Here is a 19,670-nt window from a genome sequence, read left to right on the forward strand (position 1 = left end):
AGCACAGCCGCCCTTTTCACTCACGCGGGTGTCGGGGCGTCCTCCGGCAGCACGCCGATCTCGCGCAGGTTGCGCCAGAAGGCGGCGGGGATGGGCGCCCGCAGCAGCTCGGCGTTCTGTCGGGCCCGCTCCGGGGTGCTGCTGCCGGGAATGGTAGCGGCCACCGTGGGATGGGCCAGGCAGAACTGCAGGGCCGCGGCGCGGATGTCCACCCCATGATCCTGGCAGACGCCCTCGATCAACTCGACCTTGCGGCGCAGTGCCGGCTCGGCTTCGGCATAGTTGTAGTGCTTGCCGCCCGCCAGCAGACCGGAGTTGTAGGGCCCACCCACCACGATGCCCACGCCGCGGCGTTCGCATTCGGGAAAGAGGGTGTCCAGGGCTTCGCGGTGGTCCAGCAGGGAATAGCGACCGGCCAGCAGGAAGGCGTCGGGATCGCTCTGCTCCAGCGCCAGGCGGCAGGGCTCCACCAGGTTGACGCCCAGGCCCCAGCCCATGATCAGGCCCTCTTCGCGCATCTCGGTAAGGGCCTTGGCCGCACCCTGCATGGCCTGGGCGAAGTAGTCGCGCCAGGCCGGGCCGTGCTGGTCCTCGGACAGGTCGTGGATCCAGACCAGGTCGAGGCGGTCGGTCTTGAGGCGTTCCAGGCTGGCCTCGATGGAGCGGCGGGCGCCGTCGGCGGAATAGTCGAGCACCCGCTTGAAGGGCAGTTCGTTGACGAACGGCGGCGCGTTTTCCGGCTGATCGGCCGGTTCCAGCAGGCGGCCGACCTTGCTGCAGAGGACGAAATCGTCGCGCGGCTTGTCGGCCAGCACCTCGGCGAAACGTCGCTCCGACAGCCCGGCGCCATAGTGGGGCGAGGTGTCATAGAGGCGGATGCCCGCGTCCCAGGCGGCTTCGAGGGTCGCCCGGGCCTCGGCGTCGCCTACCTCGCGGAACATGTTGCCCAGCGGGGCACCGCCAAAGCCGAGGGAGGGGATATCGATACGCATGAGAGGTCTCCAGGGTGACGTGTCTGCATCCCGACCGGTGCCCCGCCGCTCCTGTTCCCCTAATCCGCCGGACGTAGCAGCGCCACCTCTGCGGGCGTGAGTGGACGACAGTCGCCCTCGGCCAGTGCCGGATCCAGTACCAGGCTGCCGATGCGATCGCGGTGCAGGGCGATGACCTCGATGCCGAAGCGACCGAACATGCGCTTGACCTGGTGATAGCGACCTTCGACCAGGGTCAGGTAGGCGGTGTGCTCGTCCAGCAGCTCCAGCCGCGCCGGTTGGGTGGTGAGGTCTTCGTAGGCGAAGTAGAGGCCCTCGGCAAAGGCCGCGACCAGGTGCTGGGGGATGACCTCGGCGGTGGTGACCCGGTAGCGCTTGGTCTGCTTGTGGCGCGGATGACTCAGGCCGCGCGACCACTGGCCGTCGTTGGTGAGCAGCAGCAGGCCGGTGGTGTTGAAGTCCAGCCGTCCGGCCAGGTGCAGATCGGCACGCTGGTCCGGCGCGAGACAGTCCAGCACCGTGGCATGGCGGGCGTCGACGGTGGCGCTCACGCAGCCGCGCGGCTTGTGCAGCATCAGGTAGCGGCCGCCGGGACCGTCCTGCAGCAGGCGCTCGTCGGCCTCGATGCGATCGAAGGCGAACACCTCCTGGGCGGCCTGCAGGGTGGTGGCGCCGTTGACCCTTACCCGACCTTCCGCGAGCAGGCGTCGGGCGAGTTGGCGGCCCAGCTCGGGTCGGTTGCCCAGCCAGCGGTCCAGGCGCATCAGCGAGGCTCGCTCGCGACGCCGGCCGCGCAGGCCGGGCAGAGGCAGCGTCGATCACGCTCTTCCGCGGGCAGGCGTTCCAGGGCGGCGGGATCCATCGGCGTCTGCAGGCACCAGCAGTCGCGGAGCTCGCCACCGGCCGCCAGGGCGCAGCTGTTGGCCTGGCCGCACAGCGGGCAGCGGGTGGGATCGAAGGGTGTGGGCGATGCAGCCATGGTGATCTCGTCGGGCGAAGCGGGCGGCAGAGTACCGGAAATTGCGACCTGGATAACGTCCGCTACGCTGGGGGTCTGCGTACTGTCGCATCCGGGGTGCAAGCTGCATCCTAGCTCCGATCGTCGGACCACCCGAGGAACCCATGACAATAACTGCTCTGCGCACCCTGATCCGTACCCTCATTCCCGGCACCCTGCTGGTCAGCCAGCTGGCGCTGGCCACCGAAGCCGATGTCGGCCAGACCCTGGCCCGGCAGGCCGGCATTCCCTGGCCGGCGGTGATCGCCCATCGCGGCGCCTCCTTCGACGCCCCCGAATCCACCGCCCCGGCCTACCTGGTGGCGCGGGAGCTGGGCGCCGACTACCTGGAACTCGACCTGCAGCGCACCAAGGACGGCCAGCTCATCGCCCTGCACGACGACACCCTGGAGCGCACCACCGACGTCGCCAAGCGTTTCCCCGAGCGCGCCAAGGCGCCGGTCAGCCAGTTCACCCTGGCCGAACTCAAGTCGCTGGACGCCGGCAGCTGGTTCAACCAGGCCCATCCCGACCGTGCCCGGCCAAAGTTCGCCGGACTCAGGATCCTCACCCTCGACGAGGTCATCGACATCGCCGAGGGCGGTCGCAACAAGCCCGGGCTGTACATCGAGACCAAGCAGCCCAAGCTGTTTCCCGGCATCGAGCGCGATCTCAAGGCCAAGCTGACCCAGCGCGGTTGGCTCGGCAAGCCCAAGGCCGGCGCCACCGGCGTCGCCGCCATGCCCGGGCGGGTGATCCTGCAGACCTTCGAGAAAGGCAGCCTGGAGCTCCTTCAGAAGGAGATGCCCGACACGCCGAAGATCCTGCTGCTGTGGCTGGGTGACGACTACATCCCGGCCAAGCCCGGGCCCACCTACGCCGAATCGGGCGAGGCCAGCAAGGCGGCCTACTATGCCAAGCAGCAGGTGCGCTCCGAGGGCGATTTCACCGCCTGGATCGAGTGGGCCAAGGCCCATGGCGCCATCGGCATCGGCCCCTCGGCGGCCCTTGAGGAGGGCGGCGACCAGAGCTATGCGGACCTGGTGAAGCCCTGGATGAACGACGTCGCCCACGAGCGGGGTCTGCTGGTGCATGCCTATACGGTGGACTCGGCGGTGGACTACGCCCGTCTCGCGCCGCGTGGGGTGGATGGCTTCTTCAGCAATCGCGCCGCCGAATTGCTGAAGTTCTATGAGCGTCCGGCCAAGCAGGCACCCGCGGCCCTGCTCAAGCAGCTGGGTTACTGAGTCCAGACGGGGAGGCCTGGCGGTCTCCCCCATCGCCACCGGAGGCCTCCGCATGTCCCGCCATGCCTTCAACGGCGCCAAGCTGGCGCTGCTCTGCGCCGAGCAGATCCTGGTCTATCAGCGCGATGACAAGCCCGACATCCCCTGGCCGGCTCTCTGGGACCTGCCGGGCGGCGGGCGCGAAGACGACGAAACGCCCGAGCGCTGCGCCCTGCGCGAGCTGGAAGAGGAATTCGGCCTGGTGCTGGACGAGGCGCGGTTGACCTGGGGACGTTGCTATCCACCGCGTCAGCCCGGTTATCTGCCCAGCTGGCTGTTCGCCGGGCAGTTGCATCCCGCCGAGATCGCCGCCATCCGCTTCGGTGACGAAGGCCAGCACTGGCAACTGATGAGCATCGTCGACTTTCTCGCCCATCCCCAGGCCGTGCCCCATCTGCAGGCGCGGCTGCGGGACTACCTGGGCGAGCGGGAGGAGAGCGGACCAACGTCTCTTAATCCCGGCTGAATGAACGCGCGATAATCGAGCGCGAGCGGCGGGCGCAGCTTAAGCTTCCTCCAGGCCCATCCGGGCCGTTCTGGAGATCTCCCCCATGCGCCATTTCCTCTTGGCGTCGCTCTGTGCCCTGACCTTCACCGGCTGCACCGTCTACGACACGTCCCCGCGCTATTACAGCCGTCCGGCACCCCCTGCGGCGGTCTTCTACGGCACGCCAGCCTATCCGCCGCCCGCGGTCATCGTGCGGCCCTATGGCTACGGCTACTACTATCGACCGGCCCCGCCACCACCGCCCCACTGGGGGCCGGGTCCCGGTTGGGGACCGCCGGGCTGGGGGCCGCGCCCAGGTTATGGTCCGCCCGGCTGGGGCCCGCGCTACGGTCCGCGCTGGTAGCGGGTTTGACAGGGGCAGCCGGCTTTTCTAGGGTGCTGCCCTTGTCTTGACCAGGAAGCCTCGAATCGTGGACGACGATCGCATCAAGCTCGACCCCCAATGGAAAGCCGCGCTGCGCGACGAATTCGAGCAGCCCTACATGCGTCAGCTGAGCGAGTTCTTGAGGCGCGAGAAGGCGGCGGGCAAGGTCATCTATCCGCCCGGTCCGCTGATCTTCAATGCTCTCAATACCACCCCTCTGGATCAGGTCAGGGTGGTCATTCTCGGTCAGGATCCCTACCACGGTCCGGGCCAGGCCCATGGCCTGAGCTTCTCGGTGCAACCCGGGGTGCCGGCGCCACCGTCGCTGCAGAACATCTTCAAGGAACTCAAGCGCGACCTGAACCTGCCCATTCCCAACCATGGCTATCTGCAGCACTGGGCGGAGCAGGGCGTGCTGCTGCTCAACACCTCGCTGACCGTGGAGCAGGCCAACGCCGGCTCCCATGCGAAGGCCGGCTGGCAGCGATTCACCGATCGCGTCATCGAGGTGGTCAGCGCCGAGCGCGAGAATCTGGTGTTCCTGCTCTGGGGCAGCCATGCCCAGAGCAAGCAGGCGCTCATCGATCCCCAGAAGCACCTGATCCTCAAGTCGGCGCATCCCTCGCCACTGTCGGCCCACCGCGGCTTCATCGGCAACGGCCACTTCGGTCGCACCAACGAATTCCTGCGCAACGCCGGGCTCACCCCCATCGACTGGGCCTTGCCGCCGCTGGCGTAGGAGAGGCGCAGCCGGCCGGATACTCAGGGTCAGGTCGCCGCCGCCGCTACCGTCCGGGCCGGGCGCCGGTGGCACTGCAGGCACCAGCTCGTCCCGAGCAGGAGCAGGAGGATCGCCAGGGCTTCCAGGCGAGTCGGCCAGCGCCCGTTCCAGAGAAAGCCATAGGTCAGCGCGGCCAGGGTCTCGATGACGATGGCCTGGCCACTCAGGGTCAGGGGTAGCCGGCGGCTGGCCTGGTTCCAGCAGGCGCCACCGATCACCGAGGCGAGCAATGCCACGCCGGCAGCCACCAGCAGTGGCTGCAGCCAGTCCGCCGGTGCTCGCAACGCCAGCTCCTCGCCGAGCAACCAGGGCGCGGCCAGCAGGGCCTGGGCGCCGGTCATCCCGCCCAGCAGCAGGCCCCAATCGTGGGCGCCGATCGGCGTCCTGGCCAGGAAGCGCGTGTTGACCACCGCGAACCAGCTCCAGGCCAGCAGGGCGCCACAGGCGCACAGCAGTCCCAGGGCGGGCTGCTCGCCGACGGCGGTGGTGGTCAGCGTCTCGTAGCTGATCAGGGCAACGCCGAGCAGCGCGCAGCAGAGCGACGGCCAGAGGCGCCCGAAGCTCACGGCGCCCGCGTCGCGCTGCCCGGCCAGGGCCACCAGCAGCGGGATCAGGCCGACGATCAGGGTGGTCGCCGCGATACCGGCCTGCTTCACGCCCACGCCGACCAGGGTGTAGTAGCCCAGGTTGCCGATCAGGCTGAGCCAGAACAGGCGCCTGCCATCGGCCCAGCTCAGTTGCGAGCGCAGTCGGCGCCAGCAGCGCAGCAGCAGCCCGAGAGACACCAGGCCGTAGCATAGAAAGCGCAGCACGGCGAACTGGGCGCCGCTCAGGTCGGGGACCAGCGCTGGCGCCAGAAAGATCACGCCCCAGCACAGGCCTGCCGCCAGCCCATAGCCGATACCCACCGCCGATAGTTCTCGTTCCTGCATCGCACCGTCTCCACCCATTCGCCACCAGTGTGGCGACGGCGAGGGGAACCGGTCTTGCGCGAGGCTGCGCGGCTTTTTACCTGGACTGCTTACCTGGACTGCGTTACCCGGGCAGTCGCTGGCCGCGCCGCCAGGCGGCCGGGCTGATGCCCTGGCGGCGGGTCATGGCGCGGGTCAGGGCGGCCTGATCGGAAAAGCCGACGCGCAGGGCGATGTCGGCAATCGGCAGGCGGCTGTCGCCCAGCCAGCGCTGCGCCTGGCGCAGCCGCAGATCGGTCAGCCAGGCCTGGGGCGTCTGGCTGAAACGCTGGTGGAACAGCAGGTGCAGCCGCGTCAGCCCCAGGCCCGCCAGACGGGCCATGGCCGCATTGTTCCAGTCACCCGCGGGCTGGGCCTCCACCTGGGCCAGCAAACGGTCGAAGGCCGAGCCGGCGGCAGTGGCGTCGAGCGAGGCGAGCAGCAGGCGGGTGAGTTCGGGCGCGTGTTGATCGAGGGCATCAGGCGAAGTCAGCTCGGCGAAGGCGATCAGCTGCCGCGTCGCAGGCGGAATCGCCAGCTCCGGCTGCCGTAGCGCGCGATCCAGAATGGGGGCAGGCAACCAGTCGGCGGCGCAATCGATCACCAGAAAGCGGCTGCCTGGCTCCGATTGCTGGGCATGACCGCAGTCGGGCGCCACCAGGGCCGCGAGCCCGGTATGCAGCCGCGTCCCGCTACGCCCGGCGAGCTCCAGCTCCATGCCGCCCTGGATGGGCAGCACCAGCTGCGCGAAGGCATGGGCATGGGGCTGGTGGTCGCCCTGATAGCGCTTGATGGCGAGGCGAGGAGTCAAGGCGCACCTCGGTGGAGAAGCGGGAGGTCGAGAGCCTTGATCCTAGCATGCCCCGCCGAGTCTCTTGGAGTTCAGCGCACCGGCTGCAGCGGCAATTCCACCTCGCCACCGCTGTTCAGTTCCACGGTCACCGGCTCCTGGGTCAGGTACAGCGGACGACCGCCGAGCAGGATGCGGCCGCTGAGCAGATAGCGCTCGCCGCTCTTGACCTTGGCCGGGGCGTAGTCGAGGCGGAAGGGCACCTGGCCGGGTTGCTTGACGAACAGGGTGCGCTGGGCCAGACGACCGGCAGGGGTATCGCCGGCGCTGGCGCTGTAGAGGCTGACGGTGAGCTTGGCGGTGGGCGGTACCGGCTCGTTGGCGGTAAAGGTGGCCTGGCCGCTGAGGCTGGTCATGCTCGGCTGGGCCGGCACGCCAGGGGTGGTGGTCTGCGGCTGCTGGGTGGGCGGCAGCGGCTGGCCGGCCGGCGGCGGTGGCGTCGCGGGGCCGGGGCGCAGCCCGCTACAGGCGCTGAGCAGCAGCGAGGTGGCGAGCAGGGTGGCGATTCTTTTCATGGGTAGATCCTGGACTGAAATCGACTGCTGTGACCCATGGATGCCGGCTTAGTTGCCGGCGGGCACAGGGGATTCGGCTTCCGGCAGGTCCGGGGCCTCGGGCCGATCCAGGGCCACCTGGCGGATCGACAAGCGAATCTCCGCCGGCAGCACCCGCTTGCCCGCACCCTCGGCCAGTTCACCAAGCAGTTCGTGATGGCCCAGGGTGCCGTCATCGGCCTTGCGCAGCACCCCTTCCGCCAGCAGCGTCTGGATGAAGTGGCGGAACAGCGACTTGTCGAAGAATTCCGGCGCATTGAGGCCATGCAGCACCGACAGCCGCTGGGCCATCACCGTGCAGAGTTCTTCCAGCTGCGGCGCGGTCAGGCTGTTCTGCCCGTGGTTGAGGATCAGCGCGGTGGTCATGTAGTAGCGCTGTAGGGTCTGCAGGATGGCCCGCGCCAGCAGGGTGAGGCGGACGAATTGCCGCGAGCTCGGCGCCGCGCGCACGAAGACGTCGTCCTCGATGCGCAGCAGACCGCGCTCCACCATAGCCTCCAGCCAGCCGTCCAGCACCAGCGGCAGCTCCTCGCGCTCCCAGTGGATGAACAGTTCGGCCTGCAGATAGGGATAGAGCGCCAGGGCGAATCTATGGATCAGCTCGCGGGTCATGCGCCCGGTGTTCTGGAAGAAACTGGCGATCAGCGCCGGGATGGCGAAGAGGTGCAGGACGTTGTTGCGGTAGTAGGTCATCAGGACCGCGTTCTGCTCGTCCAGGTAGAGGATGCGCCCCAGGGCGTCCTGCTGCTCGGAGAGGAAGCCGAGGGCGCGCACCTCTTCGATGATCGCCTGGCCGTCGCCCTCGGGCAGGGTGACGCTGGTGGAGTAGGGGACCCGTTTCAGCAGATCCAGATAGAGGTCTATGGCACGCACCAGGGCGCCTTCGTCGAGGGCCTGGCGATGGGTCGAGAGCAGCGCCAGGGCCACCAGGTTGACCGGGGTGACGGCCGCCGCGGCATTGATGCGGCGCACCACCCGCTCGCCCAGTTCGTGGGTGACCGAATTGAACCAGGCGGGCTTCAGGTCTTCGCCCAGGGGTTCGTCACGCCAGCCTGGACGGCGGGCATCGAGAAAGCTCTGCAGCGGGATGGGCTCGCCGAAGTTGACCCAGACCCGGCCGAAGCGCTGGCGCAGGGCGCCGAAGACCTTGACCAGGTCGAAGATGGATTCCTTCTTCTTGGCCGCGCCGCGCAGTTCGCCAAGGTAGGTGCGACCCTCGAAGACCTTTTCGTAGCCGATGTACACCGGCACGAAGACGATGGGCCGCCGGGAGTCGCGCAGAAAGCTGCGCAGGGTCATGGCCAGCATGCCGGTGCGTGGCTGCAGGGTGCGGCCGGTCCGCGAGCGACCGCCCTCGACGAAGTACTCGGTGGAGAAGCCGCGGCTGAACAGGCTGTGCAGATACTCGTTGAACACCGCGGCATAGAGGGCGTTGCCCTTGAAGCTGCGCCTCATGAAGAAGGCGCCGCCGCGTCTCAGGATGTTGCCTACCACCGGCATGTCCAGGTTGATGCCGGCGGCGATGTGCGGCGGGGTCAGGCCGTTCTGGAACAGCAGGTAGGAGAGCAGCAGGTAGTCGATGTGGCTGCGGTGGCAGGGGACGTAGACCACGGTATGACCGGGCGCCATCTCCTGGATCCGCTCGATGTGGCTGACCGTGACGCCATCGTAGATGCTGTTCCAGAACCAGCGCAGACCGACGTCCAGGCAGCGCACCACCGGATAGGAGAAGTCCGAGGCGATCTCCCGCGCATAGTGCGCCGCCTCGTCTTCGATGCGCCCGGGAGTGGCCTTGCGCTGGGCGATCTCGTGGGCGATGGTCGCCCGCACCTGGGGTGCCCGCAGCAGGCCGCGCAGCAGGGTGCGCCGGTGCGACAGGTCCGGACCGATCACCGCCTGGCGCACGTTGCGGAAGTGGATGCGCAGCCGGCGCATCACCAGACGCTCCAGGCGTTGCGGATCGGGGCGCTGGCTGGCCAATTCGCCCAGGGACAGTGGCTTGGAGAATTGCACCCGGGTCAGCCGGCCCAGCACCAGGATGCGCGCCAGCTTGCGCAGCCGGCCGGTCACCACCCAGTTGTCCGCCCAGAGCAGTTTCCAGGGACTGGTCTCGCGATCCGGCGACTGACCCCAGAAGACGCTGACCGGCACCAGCTGGACGTCCGCCAGCTGCTGCTCGGTTACCGCGGTGACCACCCGGCGCAGGGTAGGGGGCACCGAGCGCCGCGCCGGGCGCCCGCGCCAGTTGGCCTTGCCGGTGGCGTTGAAGTAGGCCAGTGGCTCGGTCTTGCTGCCCAGCACCAGCGGGCGCAGTGGTCGCGGCAGCCCGGCCTTGCGGCACTCCCGGTCGAGCACCGCCAGATCGCTCAGCGAGGCTTCGGGGAGGACATAGAGCACCGGCTTGGCGGGATCGATGCGGCTGAGCAGACTGGCCGCCTGGGTGGTCTCGGAGCGAACCCAGAGATAGAGCAGGCGCTTGAGCAGCGAGAAGGCCAGAAGGCGCAGCGGCGAACGGGTCATGGAGGGCTACCGGAATGACGGGGCGGCAGTGTGCCGGATGGCCTGGCGGGCGTAAAACCGCCCGTGTTGTTCTGACTTCGACCCGGCAGTCGGCGCCTTGTCCCCGCTGTCGAAAAAATGCCGCTTAAATCGTCGAAAACCCGGCGCTGGCGCGGCTTCCAGCCGTGATGGCACTTTGCGTAAAGAACGTTGCTTTTGCCGGGAAAGCCATGCTTCATAAGGTGTCGGCAAGTTGTTGCCAGTGGTCGGACCCGGGCTGCCAGCCTGGCGACCGATCCGATGCGCGATCCGTACCGATACCAAAAGGCAACCCGGTCGCCCAGGCTGTGGCGAGCGGGGATAGGAAATCCAGAAAGCTTCGGAGAGATGTGATGGGTGAGCAACGCGAAACCGGGACCGTCAAGTGGTTCAATGACGCCAAGGGATATGGATTCATTCAACGCGAGGGCGGTGCCGACGTGTTCGTTCACTACCGCGCCATCCGTGGTGAGGGCCACCGCTCCCTGACCGAAGGCCAGCAGGTGGAGTTCTCGGTGGTCGAGGGCCAGAAGGGCCTGCAAGCCGAAGACGTGGCCCGGGTCTAGGCCCGCTGTGCGAGGAGCGCAAGGCTCCTCGCACCTTCAGTTCACTCGGTGCGCCAGACGATCTCTTCGACGCCCGCCTCCGTCACCTTCAGCCAGCGATCGGCGGCTTCTTCCTCTTCTTCCTCGCTCCAGCCACTTGGCGCGCAGCGCACCTGCACCTGCAGGGCCGCATGGGCATCGCGGGCACAGGCCAGATCGTCCACCCAGGGCGATACATCGCTTTCCAGCAGCAGGCTGTGCCATTTGCCCACCGCCTTCGGCAGCCAGGTGACCGGAATGGACTCGCCGCCATAGCGCAGGGTGCACTTGAAGGTCTGCCCGCGCGCCTGCCAGGCGCAGGGCATGGCGAACACCTGTTCGAGCCAGGCCGAGACGGCGTCCTGGTCGACGTCCTTGAGATAGATTTCGATATCGGGCTGGCGCATGGGGCTTAGGCTCCGGATTTGACGATCCAATCGTAACGTACTGCCACCCGCACCTCGAAGGGCTCGGCGAGGACCCGCTCCCGGCGTTCGGCGTTGACGCGCCAACCGTGGGGGGTCATGGCCAGCAGGTCTTCACGGGTCTGGCGTTCGGCCAGCGGCAGCACGAATTCGAGCCCCTCGCTGTGGGCCAGTTCCAGGCCCTCCGGCAGATCCTGCAGATGCTTGTCTTCGGCATAGTCGCGCACCTCGTCATAGAGCCGCTGGCGCAGCTCCAGCAGGTGGGCACTGGCCGGGCCCAGGCGCAGGATGCCGCCGCCGGGTGCCAGCACGCGCTGGGCTTCGGCCCAGTCGATGGGGCTGAAGACACTGGCCAGCAGCTGGCAGCTGGCGTCCGGCAGCGGCAGGCGCGCCATGCTCGCCACCAGCCAGCTCAGGGCCGGGGTACGCCGGCAGGCGCGGCGCACCGCCTCGCGGGAGATGTCCAGGGCATAGCCGTCGGCCGCGGGCAGCGCCTGGGCCAGGCGCGCGGTATAGAAGCCTTCGCCGCAGCCCACGTCGATCCAGCGCTGGGGCGCGCGTTCGGCGGCCAGGTGCGCCAGGCGCTCGGCCAGGGGCGCATAGTGACCGGCATCGAGAAAGCGTCGGCGGGCCTCGACCATGGCGGCGTTGTCGCCCGGGTCCAGACTCTTCTTGTGCTGCACCGGCAGGAGGTTCAGATAGCCCTGGCGGGCACGGTCGAATCTATGACCGGCGGCGCACCCGACGCCACCCTCGAGTTCGGCCAGCGGGGCCTGGCAGAGCGGACAGATCAGCTTCATGCCAGCAACCGCACCAGGGTGCCGTAGTACACCTCGGTCAGCAGATCCAGGTCGCTGGCCAGCACGTGCTCGTCCACCTGGTGGATGGTGGCGTTGACCGGACCCAGTTCCACCACCTGGGCGCCCAGGGTGGCGATGAAGCGACCGTCCGAGGTGCCGCCGCTGGTGGAGGCTTCGGGGCGGTAGCCGGTGACGGCTTCCACGCTGGCCGAGACGGCGTCGAGCAGGTCGCCCGGCTCGGTGAGGAAGGGCAGGCCGGACAGCGACCAGTCGATGTGCCAGTCCAGGCCGTGGCGATCGAGGATGGCCTCGACCCGGGCCTGCAGGCCCTCCACGGTGGATTCGGTGGAGAAGCGGAAGTTGAACAGCGCCTGCAACTCGCCCGGCACCACGTTGCCGGCGCCGGTGCCGGAATTGACGTTGGAGATCTGGAAACTGGTGGGCGGGAAGAAGGCGTTGCCGGCGTCCCACTGTTCGGCGGCCAGATCCGCCAGCGCCTGGGCGGCCAGATGAATGGGGTTGCGCGCCAGGTGCGGATAGGCCACATGGCCCTGTTTGCCGCGCACGGTCAGGCGGCCGTTGAGCGAGCCGCGACGCCCGTTCTTGACCACGTCGCCTAGCAGCCGGGTGCTGGAGGGTTCGCCGACGATGCACCAGTCCAGTCGTTCGCCGCGCTCGCGGAGGCGCTCGACCACGGCACGGGTGCCGTGCAGGGCGGGGCCTTCCTCGTCACTGGTGATGAGGAAGGCGATGGCGCCGCGATGGTCCGGGTGGTCGGCGACGAAGCGCTCCACGGCGATGATCATGCTCGCCAGGCTGCCCTTCATGTCGGCGGCGCCGCGACCGCGAAGCATGCCGTCGGCATCCACGTGGGCATTGAAGGGGGCCTGCTGCCAGGCCTCCAGGGGGCCGGTGGGCACCACGTCGGTGTGCCCGGCGAAGCACAGCACCGGACCCGCGCCGCCACGCCGCGCCCAGAAGTTGTCCACCTCTTCGATGCGCAGGGGTTCGAGGGCGAAGCCCAGGCGCTCCAGGCGCTGCATCATCAGGGCCTGGCAGCCTTCGTCCAGCGGCGTGACCGAGGCCCGGCCGATGAGGTCGCAGGCGAGTTCCAGGGTGGGGGTGAGGGCGGTGGTCATGGCGGGTCCCGGGAGGCGGCTAGGGTTCAGGGGGAGCGGTATGGTAAAGGAAAACCTATACTGTGGCTTTTGTGGAAAGCCTTCATGACGTTCGATGAACAACGCTTCGGCGGGATCGCCCGGCTCTATGGGCAGGAGGCCGTCGAGCGCCTGGCCGCCAGTCATGTCGCCGTGGTCGGCATCGGCGGGGTGGGCTCCTGGGCCGCCGAGGCCCTGGCCCGCAGCGGCGTCGGCCGCATAAGCCTGTTCGATCTGGACGACGTCTGCGTCAGCAACACCAATCGCCAGGTGCATGCGCTGGAAGGCCAGGTGGGGCGGCCCAAGGTCACGGTGATGGCCGAACGCATCCAGGCCATCAATCCGGCCTGCCAGGTTAAGGCGGTGGCAGACTTCGTCACCCGCGAGACCATGGCCGACTACATCACTGAAGAGCTCGACCTGGTGCTGGACTGCATCGACAGCGTGGCCTCCAAGGCGGCGCTGATCGCCTGGTGCAAGAGGCGCAAGATCGCCATCGTCACCACCGGCGGCGCCGGCGGCCAGATCGACCCCACCCAGATCCAGGTGGTCGACCTCAATCGCACCTACAACGACCCCCTGGCCTCGCGGGTCCGCTCGCTGCTGCGCCGCGACTACGGCTTCTCGCGCAATCCCAGTCGCCACTACAGCGTGCCCTGCGTCTTTTCCACCGAGCAACTGCGCTATCCCAAGCCGGACGGCAGCGTCTGCCAGCAGAAGAGTTTCGTCGGCGAAGGCGTCCGCCTGGACTGCGCCGGCGGCTTCGGCGCGGTGATGATGGTGACCGCCACCTTCGGCATGGTCGCCGCCGCCCGCGCCGTGGACAAGCTGATCCAGAAGCCGAAGAAATAGCGCTTTTCGTCGGTTGGGTTGAGCGCAGCGAAGCCCAACGGTGCCCCGATCGAGCCGGCCATGTCGGGCGTGAAGGCGCCCGCGGGCGCGTAGGGTGGACAACGGCGCAGCCTTGTCCACGCGGGAGGTGCCGGGGTGCCAGTGGAAAACGCTGAGCGGTTTTCCACGCTACGAGGTTTCGAGCGAGTCAGCCCTCACCCCAGCCCTCTCCCCGAGGGAGAGGGGGCGGTAATGGCGCATCGGACGGACGACGGTACGTCTCTCTTTACATATCCTGCGGCGTTTCCCGGGCGGGGCGGTCGTCGGCGATGGCGGGGACGTGGAGGCCGGTCTTGGCCAGTTGCTGGCCTTCCATCTGCGGCTGGGTGGTCCAGGTGAGGATGTCGTAGTAACGGCGCACGTTCTGCACGAATTCCACCGTTTCGCCGCCGCGGGCGTAGCCGTAGCGGGTCTTGCTGTACCACTGCTTCTGCGCCAGGCGCGGCAGCATCTTCTTCACGTCCAGCCAGCGATCCGGATCCAGGCCCTGGGATTCGGCCAGGCGGCGGGCGTCGAGGATGTGGGCGATGCCGATGTTGTAGGTGGCCAGGGCGAACCAGGTGCGATCCGGTTCGTTGATGCTGTCGGGCAACTCGTCGCGGATCTGGTCGAAGTACTTGGCACCGCCGGTGATGCTCTGCTCGGGATCCAGGCGATTGGACACGCCCATGGCCTGGGCGGTGTTGTTGGTCAGCATCATCAGGCCGCGCACCCCGGTCTTGGAGGTGGCGTCCGGCGTCCACAGCGATTCCTGGTAGCCCATGGCGGCGAGCAGGCGCCAGTCCAGCTGATGCTTCTGCGCCACCTTGCGAAAGTGCTTCTCGTACTTGGGCAGGCGTTCCTGCAGGTGCTGGGCGAAGGTGTAGGCGCCCACGTAGCCGAGCACGTCGACGTGGCCGTAGTAGCGTTCCTTGAGCTGCTGCAGGGTGCCGTCGCGGCGGACCTTGTCGAGGTAGGCGTTGACCGCGTCGAGCAGGCTGTTGTCCTCGCCGGGTTGCAGCGCCCAGGCCTGGCCCTGGTTGTCGCCGAGGTCGAAGGCCACCCGCACGTTGGGGAAATAGACCTGGTTCATGGCCAGTTCGTTGGAGTCCACCAGGGTCAGGTCGATCTGGCCTTCGTCGACCATGCGCAAGAGGTCGCTGACCTCCACCTGATCGGACTCGTCGAAGGTGAGCTCCGGCACCTGGGCCTGCAGCGCCCTGAGTTGCTGGGCCTGGCTGCTGCCCTTGAGCACCAGGATGCGCTTGCCGACCATGTCCTTGGGGGTGCTGGGGCGGACGGTGCCGTTGCGGTAGATGACCTGGGGCACCACGTCCAGATAGCTGCGGGAGAATTTCAGATTCTGGCGATTGACCGAGGGCGTGAGGCCGGCGGCGGCGATCACCGGGCCGTCCGGCGCGGTCAGGCGATTGAAGAGGTCGTCGAGGTTGTCGGCGGTGCTGATTTCCAAGCGCACCTTGAGCGATTCGGCGAAGCCCTTGACCAGTTCGTATTCGAAGCCGGTCTCGCCGTTACGGTCCTGGAAATAGGTCGCCGGACTGTTGCGCGTCACCACGCGCAGGACGCCGGCCTGCTGCACCTGCTCCAGCGTGGTCGGCTTGGGCGGCGCAGGCACGTCCGCTTCCCCGCAGCTCATGAGCAAGGCGAGAAAGGGCAGGGTAAGCCAGGCGAATCGCTTGAAGGCTTTATTCAAATGGGCTAGCTCGGCCATACGGCATCAAAACGGCACTGGCGCCTTGCTGACGCGCCTCATCGGTCGGCCCCTCCGGGCACTCGTTATAGTCGGGACGCTCCGCGCCACCGGTCCGGCCAAAGGCTCTATCCTGAGCCCAATGTGGAGCCGCGTCCATGGGGCGCGGCAGGCCGTATCGGCGGGCAGTATACGCGAGAAGTGGCAAAGCGCCCATTTTATACATACAAGGGTGGTGGTAAGGCTGGATGAACCCTCGTCGCCGGAAGGTGTCCCCGGCGCGCCTTTAGGCTAGAATGCACGGCCCCAAAGTGACTTGGCCCCGAGGCTGTCCCCGATGCTGATCCTGCGCGGCGCTCCCGCTCTTTCTTCGTTCCGTCACGGCAAACTTCTCGACCAGCTGACTCGCCTGGTTCCCGGTGTCTCCGGGCTCTATGCCGAGTTCGTTCATTTCGCCGAAGTCGCCGGCACCCTGAGCGCGGAGGAAGAGGGCATCCTCGGCCGACTGCTGCAATACGGCCCCAGCGTCCCCCAGCAGGAACCCAGCGGCGCGCTGTTCCTCATCGTGCCCCGCCTGGGCACCATCTCGCCCTGGTCGAGCAAGGCCACCGACATCGCCCACAACTGTGGCCTGGCGCAGATCGAGCGCCTGGAGCGCGGCGTGGCCTACTACGTTGCCGGCGAGCTGGACGCCGCCGCCCATGCGCAACTGGCCGCGGCCCTGCATGACCGCATGACCCAGCGCGTGCTGCCGACCCTGGACGCCGCCGCCGACATCTTCAGCCATGCCACGCCCAAGCCGCTCACCGCGGTGGACGTGCTCGGCGGCGGTCGCGCGGCCCTGGAGCAGGCCAACCTGGAGCTGGGCCTGGCCCTGGCCGAAGACGAGATCGACTACCTGGTCAAGAGTTTCACCGCCCTGGGGCGCAATCCCCACGACGTCGAACTCATGATGTTCGCCCAGGCCAACTCCGAGCACTGCCGGCACAAGATCTTCAACGCCAGTTGGGACATCGACGGCGAGAGCCAGGAGAAGTCCCTGTTCGGCATGATCAAGAACACCTACGAGATGAACCGCACCGGCGTGCTGTCCGCCTACAAGGACAACGCCGCGGTCATGGAAGGCTTCACCGCCGGGCGCTTCTACCCCGACGCCGAGTCCCGCGAGTACGGCGCGCACAGCCAACCCGTGCACATCCTGATGAAGGTGGAGACCCACAACCACCCGACCGCCATCGCTCCCTTCCCCGGCGCCTCGACCGGCTCCGGCGGCGAGATCCGCGACGAAGGCGCCACCGGTCGCGGCTCCAAGCCCAAGGCGGGCCTGACCGGCTTCACCGTCTCCAACCTGAACATCCCCGGTTTCGAGCAGCCCTGGGAACAGCCCTACGGCAAGCCCGAGCGCATCGTCACCCCGCTGGACATCATGATCGAAGGCCCGCTCGGCGGCGCCGCCTTCAACAACGAATTCGGGCGTCCGGCCCTGGCCGGCTACTTCCGTACTTTCGAACAGCAGGTCGAGACCCCCCGCGGTCCCGAGGTGCGTGGCTATCACAAGCCGATCATGCTCGCCGGCGGCCTGGGCAACATCCGCGCCGACCACGTGCAGAAGGGCGACATCTCGGTGGGCGGCAAGCTCATCGTGCTGGGCGGCCCGGCCATGCTGATCGGCCTGGGCGGTGGCGCGGCCTCGTCCATGTCCACCGGCGCCAGCTCCGCCGACCTGGATTTCGCCTCGGTGCAGCGCGAGAACCCGGAAATGGAGCGCCGCTGCCAGGAGGTCATCGACCGCTGCTGGCAGCTGGGTGAAAACAACCCCATCACCTTCATCCACGACGTGGGTGCGGGCGGTCTGTCCAACGCCTTCCCCGAGCTGGTCAACGATGCCGGTCGCGGCGGTCGTTTCGAGCTACGCAACGTGCCCAACGACGAGCCGGGCATGAGCCCGCTGGAGATCTGGTGCAACGAGTCCCAGGAGCGCTATGTGCTATCCGTGGACGCCGAGAACTTCGAGACCTTCAAGGCCATCTGCGAACGCGAGCGCTGCCCCTTCGCCGTGGTCGGCGAGGCCACCGAGGAGCGCCAGCTGACCGTGGCCGACAGCCACTTCGGCAACAACGCCGTGGACATGCCGCTGGACGTCCTGCTCGGCAAGCCGCCGCGCATGCACCGCAGCGCGACCCGTGAAGCCGAACTGGGCGACGCCTTCGACGGCGCCGGCTTGGACCTGACCGAGTCGGTGGAGCGCGTCCTGCGTCACCCGGCCGTGGCCAGCAAGAGCTTCCTGATCACCATCGGCGACCGCACCATCACCGGCCTGGTCGCCCGCGACCAGATGGTCGGCCCCTGGCAGGTGCCGGTGGCCGACTGCGCCGTGACCGCCACCAGCTTCGACGTCCACACCGGCGAAGCCATGGCCATGGGCGAGCGCACCCCGCTGGCGCTGCTCGACGCCCCTGCCTCGGGCCGCATGGCCATCGGCGAGACGGTCACCAACCTGGCCGCCGCGCGGATCGAGAAGCTCGGCGACATCAAGCTCTCCGCCAACTGGATGGCCGCTGCCGGCCACCCGGGCGAAGACGCGCGCCTCTATGAAACCGTCAAGGCGGTGGGCATGGAGCTGTGCCCGCAGCTGGGCATCACCATCCCGGTCGGCAAGGACTCCATGTCCATGAAGACCCGCTGGCAGGACGGCGGCGAAGACAAGAGCGTCACCGCGCCGCTGTCGCTGGTGATCACCGGCTTCGCCCCGGTGCAGGACATCCGCCGCACCCTGACCCCGCAGCTGCGCCTGGACAAGGGCCAGACCGACCTGATCCTGATCGACCTGGGTCGCGGCCAGAATCGCCTGGGCGGCTCCATCCTCGCCCAGACCCACGGCAAGCTCGGCCAGCAGGCTCCCGACGTCGACGAAGCCGAAGACCTCAAGGCCTTCTTCGCCGTGATCCAGGGCCTCAACCAGGACGGCCTGCTGCTGGCCTACCACGACCGTTCCGACGGCGGCCTCATCACCACCCTGGTGGAAATGGCCTTCGCCGGTCACTGCGGCCTGGCCCTGCGCCTGGATGCCCTGGCCGCCGACCGTGACGAGCTGACCCGTGCGCTGTTCGCCGAAGAACTGGGCGCCGTCATCCAGGTGCCCCAGGACTTCACCCATGAAGTGCTGGCCCAGTTCAGCGCGGCCGGTCTGGAAGACTGCGTGGCGGTCATCGGCAACCCGGTCAACGGCTACGAGATCAACATCCACTACCACGACGAGCACCTCTACCGGGCCGAGCGGCGCATGCTGCAGCGCGTCTGGAGCGAGACCAGCTTCCAGATCCAGCGCCTGCGCGACAACGCCGAGTGCGCCCAGCAGGAATTCGATGCCCTGCTGGAAGAGGATCATCCGGGGCTGTCGGCCAAGCTGGCCTATGACCCCAACGAAGACATCTGCGCCCCCTACATCAAGAAGGGCGTGCGGCCGCAGGTCGCCATCCTGCGCGAGCAGGGCGTCAACGGTCAGGTGGAGATGGGTGCGGCCTTCGATCGCGCCGGTTTCGCCGCCATCGACGTGCACATGAGCGACATCCTCTCCGGGCGCATCGACCTGGCGGACTTCAAGGGTGTGGTGGCCTGTGGCGGCTTCTCCTATGGCGACGTCCTCGGCGCCGGCGGTGGCTGGGCCAAGTCCATCCTGTTCAACGCCCGCGCCCGTGACGGCTTCCAGCAGTTCTTCGAGCGCACCGATACCTTCACCCTGGGCGTGTGCAACGGCTGCCAGATGGTCGCCAACCTGCGCGAGCTGGTGCCCGGCAGCGAATTCTGGCCGCGCTTCGTGCGCAACCGCTCCGAGCAGTTCGAGGCGCGGGTGGCCATGGTCCAGGTGCAGGATTCGCCGTCGCTGTTCCTCGCCGGCATGGCCGGGTCGCGGCTGCCCATCGCCATCGCCCACGGCGAAGGCTTCGCCGAGTACCCCAATCAGCAGGCGCTGGTCGCCGCCGACGTCTCCGGTACCGTGGCGCTGCGCTATGTCGATGGTCACAGCAAGGTCACCGAGACCTATCCGGCCAATCCCAACGGCTCGCCGCTGGGTATCACCGGTCTGTCCAGCCAGGACGGTCGCGTGCTCTTGATGATGCCGCACCCCGAGCGCTGCTTCCGGGCCGTGCAGAACTCCTGGATCCCGGCCGACTGGCAGGGCGAGGACGGCGGCTGGATGCGCCTGTTCCGCAATGCGCGGGTCTGGGTGGACTGAGGGTTCGGCGCCTGGCCAGGCTTGCTCGACCTGCGGTCGGGTGAGCCTGGCTCATACGCTCTTCTT

18 protein-coding genes are annotated in these 19,670 nt (G+C 68.0%); 7 read left to right on the forward strand and 11 right to left on the reverse strand.

The genetic code is table 11. The annotated features are described in order from the left end of the window. Positions 1 to 20: 20 nt before the first annotated feature. Genes DBY63_RS21400 through DBY63_RS21410 form a run of 3 tightly spaced genes read right to left on the reverse strand, consistent with a single transcriptional unit; the run spans position 21 to position 1,971 of the window. Positions 21 to 992: an aldo/keto reductase gene (locus DBY63_RS21400; protein WP_027597250.1), complete on the reverse strand. Its 972-nt coding sequence runs from the start codon at positions 990 to 992 to the stop codon at positions 21 to 23. Between the two features lie 59 nt (positions 993 to 1,051). Further along, the gene (locus DBY63_RS21405; RefSeq protein ID WP_108582808.1) at positions 1,052 to 1,756 is read right to left on the reverse strand and encodes a pseudouridine synthase; all 705 of its coding nucleotides are present in this window, start codon (positions 1,754 to 1,756) and stop codon (positions 1,052 to 1,054) included. Next, a complete protein-coding gene (locus tag DBY63_RS21410; RefSeq protein ID WP_108582809.1) occupies positions 1,756 to 1,971 on the reverse strand; it encodes a cysteine-rich CWC family protein in 216 nt (71 codons plus the stop codon). The genes DBY63_RS21405 and DBY63_RS21410 overlap by 1 nt, the downstream gene beginning before the upstream one ends. A gap of 143 nt (positions 1,972 to 2,114) precedes the next feature. On the opposite strand from DBY63_RS21410, the gene DBY63_RS21415 reads away from it, so the two are divergent. The 4 genes from DBY63_RS21415 to ung all read left to right on the forward strand — a co-directional run bounded on the left by DBY63_RS21415 (position 2,115) and on the right by ung (position 4,886). Continuing rightward, positions 2,115 to 3,236, forward strand: a complete 1,122-nt coding sequence (locus DBY63_RS21415; protein ID WP_007163045.1) for a glycerophosphodiester phosphodiesterase — start codon at positions 2,115 to 2,117, stop codon at positions 3,234 to 3,236. Positions 3,237 to 3,288: 52 nt separating this feature from the next. Further along, positions 3,289 to 3,741, forward strand: a complete 453-nt coding sequence (locus DBY63_RS21420) for an NUDIX hydrolase (RefSeq protein WP_077171771.1) — start codon at positions 3,289 to 3,291, stop codon at positions 3,739 to 3,741. Positions 3,742 to 3,826: 85 nt separating this feature from the next. Continuing rightward, a complete protein-coding gene (locus DBY63_RS21425) occupies positions 3,827 to 4,126 on the forward strand; it encodes a hypothetical protein (protein ID WP_007163043.1) in 300 nt (99 codons plus the stop codon). Between the two features lie 64 nt (positions 4,127 to 4,190). Further along, the gene (gene ung, locus DBY63_RS21430) at positions 4,191 to 4,886 is read left to right on the forward strand and encodes a uracil-DNA glycosylase (RefSeq protein ID WP_085982659.1); all 696 of its coding nucleotides are present in this window, start codon (positions 4,191 to 4,193) and stop codon (positions 4,884 to 4,886) included. A 29-nt stretch (positions 4,887 to 4,915) separates the two neighbouring features. Here the strand turns inward: ung and DBY63_RS21435 are convergent, their stop codons facing one another. The 4 genes from DBY63_RS21435 to plsB form a co-directional block, all read right to left on the reverse strand. Next, positions 4,916 to 5,860: a DMT family transporter gene (locus DBY63_RS21435; protein ID WP_108582810.1), complete on the reverse strand. Its 945-nt coding sequence runs from the start codon at positions 5,858 to 5,860 to the stop codon at positions 4,916 to 4,918. Positions 5,861 to 5,963: 103 nt separating this feature from the next. After that, complete coding sequence (locus DBY63_RS21440; protein WP_108582811.1) at positions 5,964 to 6,689, reverse strand: AraC family transcriptional regulator; 726 nt, start codon at positions 6,687 to 6,689, stop codon at positions 5,964 to 5,966. A gap of 71 nt (positions 6,690 to 6,760) precedes the next feature. After that, a complete protein-coding gene (locus DBY63_RS21445) occupies positions 6,761 to 7,243 on the reverse strand; it encodes a YbaY family lipoprotein (RefSeq protein WP_108582812.1) in 483 nt (160 codons plus the stop codon). A 48-nt stretch (positions 7,244 to 7,291) separates the two neighbouring features. Beyond that, on the reverse strand, positions 7,292 to 9,802 hold the full coding sequence (gene plsB / locus DBY63_RS21450; RefSeq protein ID WP_042138519.1) for a glycerol-3-phosphate 1-O-acyltransferase PlsB: 2,511 nt from the start codon (positions 9,800 to 9,802) through the stop codon (positions 7,292 to 7,294). 371 nt (positions 9,803 to 10,173) lie between these two features. On the opposite strand from plsB, the gene DBY63_RS21455 reads away from it, so the two are divergent. Continuing rightward, a complete protein-coding gene (locus tag DBY63_RS21455; protein WP_027597241.1) occupies positions 10,174 to 10,386 on the forward strand; it encodes a cold-shock protein in 213 nt (70 codons plus the stop codon). A 41-nt stretch (positions 10,387 to 10,427) separates the two neighbouring features. Here the strand turns inward: DBY63_RS21455 and DBY63_RS21460 are convergent, their stop codons facing one another. Genes DBY63_RS21460 through dapE form a run of 3 tightly spaced genes read right to left on the reverse strand, consistent with a single transcriptional unit; the run spans position 10,428 to position 12,768 of the window. Then, the gene (locus DBY63_RS21460; RefSeq protein WP_007163036.1) at positions 10,428 to 10,811 is read right to left on the reverse strand and encodes a hypothetical protein; all 384 of its coding nucleotides are present in this window, start codon (positions 10,809 to 10,811) and stop codon (positions 10,428 to 10,430) included. Positions 10,812 to 10,816: 5 nt separating this feature from the next. Further along, positions 10,817 to 11,629 carry a putative RNA methyltransferase gene (locus DBY63_RS21465; protein ID WP_108582813.1) on the reverse strand — a complete coding sequence of 271 codons (813 nt, stop codon included), beginning with the start codon at positions 11,627 to 11,629 and terminating at the stop codon, positions 10,817 to 10,819. Next, a complete protein-coding gene (gene dapE, locus DBY63_RS21470; RefSeq protein ID WP_007163034.1) occupies positions 11,626 to 12,768 on the reverse strand; it encodes a succinyl-diaminopimelate desuccinylase in 1,143 nt (380 codons plus the stop codon). The genes DBY63_RS21465 and dapE overlap by 4 nt, the downstream gene beginning before the upstream one ends. Before the next feature lie 84 nt (positions 12,769 to 12,852). On the opposite strand from dapE, the gene tcdA reads away from it, so the two are divergent. After that, complete coding sequence (gene tcdA / locus DBY63_RS21475) at positions 12,853 to 13,638, forward strand: tRNA cyclic N6-threonylcarbamoyladenosine(37) synthase TcdA (protein ID WP_007163033.1); 786 nt, start codon at positions 12,853 to 12,855, stop codon at positions 13,636 to 13,638. 265 nt (positions 13,639 to 13,903) lie between these two features. Here the strand turns inward: tcdA and mltF are convergent, their stop codons facing one another. Beyond that, positions 13,904 to 15,388 carry a membrane-bound lytic murein transglycosylase MltF gene (gene mltF, locus DBY63_RS21480; protein ID WP_074583883.1) on the reverse strand — a complete coding sequence of 495 codons (1,485 nt, stop codon included), beginning with the start codon at positions 15,386 to 15,388 and terminating at the stop codon, positions 13,904 to 13,906. Positions 15,389 to 15,704: 316 nt separating this feature from the next. Here mltF and purL point away from each other — a divergent pair, with 316 nt between their 5' ends. Further along, the gene (gene purL, locus DBY63_RS21485) at positions 15,705 to 19,604 is read left to right on the forward strand and encodes a phosphoribosylformylglycinamidine synthase (protein ID WP_108582814.1); all 3,900 of its coding nucleotides are present in this window, start codon (positions 15,705 to 15,707) and stop codon (positions 19,602 to 19,604) included. The last annotated feature ends 66 nt before the right edge of the window (positions 19,605 to 19,670 follow it).

The organism is Pseudomonas sp. RIT411 (assembly GCF_003057735.2).
Lineage (GTDB): Bacteria > Pseudomonadota > Gammaproteobacteria > Pseudomonadales > Pseudomonadaceae > Chryseomonas > Chryseomonas oryzihabitans.

Excerpts from the sequence above, each read along its gene's own strand:
- DBY63_RS21455 (WP_027597241.1), top strand. The coding sequence starts at position 10,174 with ATGGGTGAGCAACGCGAAACCGGGACCGTCAAGTGGTTCAATGACGCC.
- DBY63_RS21410 (WP_108582809.1), bottom strand. The coding sequence starts at position 1,971 with ATGGCTGCATCGCCCACACCCTTCGATCCCACCCGCTGCCCGCTGTGC.
- mltF (WP_074583883.1), bottom strand. The coding sequence starts at position 15,388 with ATGGCCGAGCTAGCCCATTTGAATAAAGCCTTCAAGCGATTCGCCTGG.
- DBY63_RS21460 (WP_007163036.1), bottom strand. The coding sequence starts at position 10,811 with ATGCGCCAGCCCGATATCGAAATCTATCTCAAGGACGTCGACCAGGAC.
- DBY63_RS21420 (WP_077171771.1), top strand. The coding sequence starts at position 3,289 with ATGTCCCGCCATGCCTTCAACGGCGCCAAGCTGGCGCTGCTCTGCGCC.
- purL (WP_108582814.1), top strand. The coding sequence starts at position 15,705 with ATGCTGATCCTGCGCGGCGCTCCCGCTCTTTCTTCGTTCCGTCACGGC.
- tcdA (WP_007163033.1), top strand. The coding sequence starts at position 12,853 with ATGACGTTCGATGAACAACGCTTCGGCGGGATCGCCCGGCTCTATGGG.
- dapE (WP_007163034.1), bottom strand. The coding sequence starts at position 12,768 with ATGACCACCGCCCTCACCCCCACCCTGGAACTCGCCTGCGACCTCATC.
- DBY63_RS21415 (WP_007163045.1), top strand. The coding sequence starts at position 2,115 with ATGACAATAACTGCTCTGCGCACCCTGATCCGTACCCTCATTCCCGGC.
- DBY63_RS21400 (WP_027597250.1), bottom strand. The coding sequence starts at position 992 with ATGCGTATCGATATCCCCTCCCTCGGCTTTGGCGGTGCCCCGCTGGGC.
- DBY63_RS21435 (WP_108582810.1), bottom strand. The coding sequence starts at position 5,860 with ATGCAGGAACGAGAACTATCGGCGGTGGGTATCGGCTATGGGCTGGCG.
- DBY63_RS21405 (WP_108582808.1), bottom strand. The coding sequence starts at position 1,756 with ATGCGCCTGGACCGCTGGCTGGGCAACCGACCCGAGCTGGGCCGCCAA.
- DBY63_RS21445 (WP_108582812.1), bottom strand. The coding sequence starts at position 7,243 with ATGAAAAGAATCGCCACCCTGCTCGCCACCTCGCTGCTGCTCAGCGCC.
- plsB (WP_042138519.1), bottom strand. The coding sequence starts at position 9,802 with ATGACCCGTTCGCCGCTGCGCCTTCTGGCCTTCTCGCTGCTCAAGCGC.
- DBY63_RS21425 (WP_007163043.1), top strand. The coding sequence starts at position 3,827 with ATGCGCCATTTCCTCTTGGCGTCGCTCTGTGCCCTGACCTTCACCGGC.
- DBY63_RS21465 (WP_108582813.1), bottom strand. The coding sequence starts at position 11,629 with ATGAAGCTGATCTGTCCGCTCTGCCAGGCCCCGCTGGCCGAACTCGAG.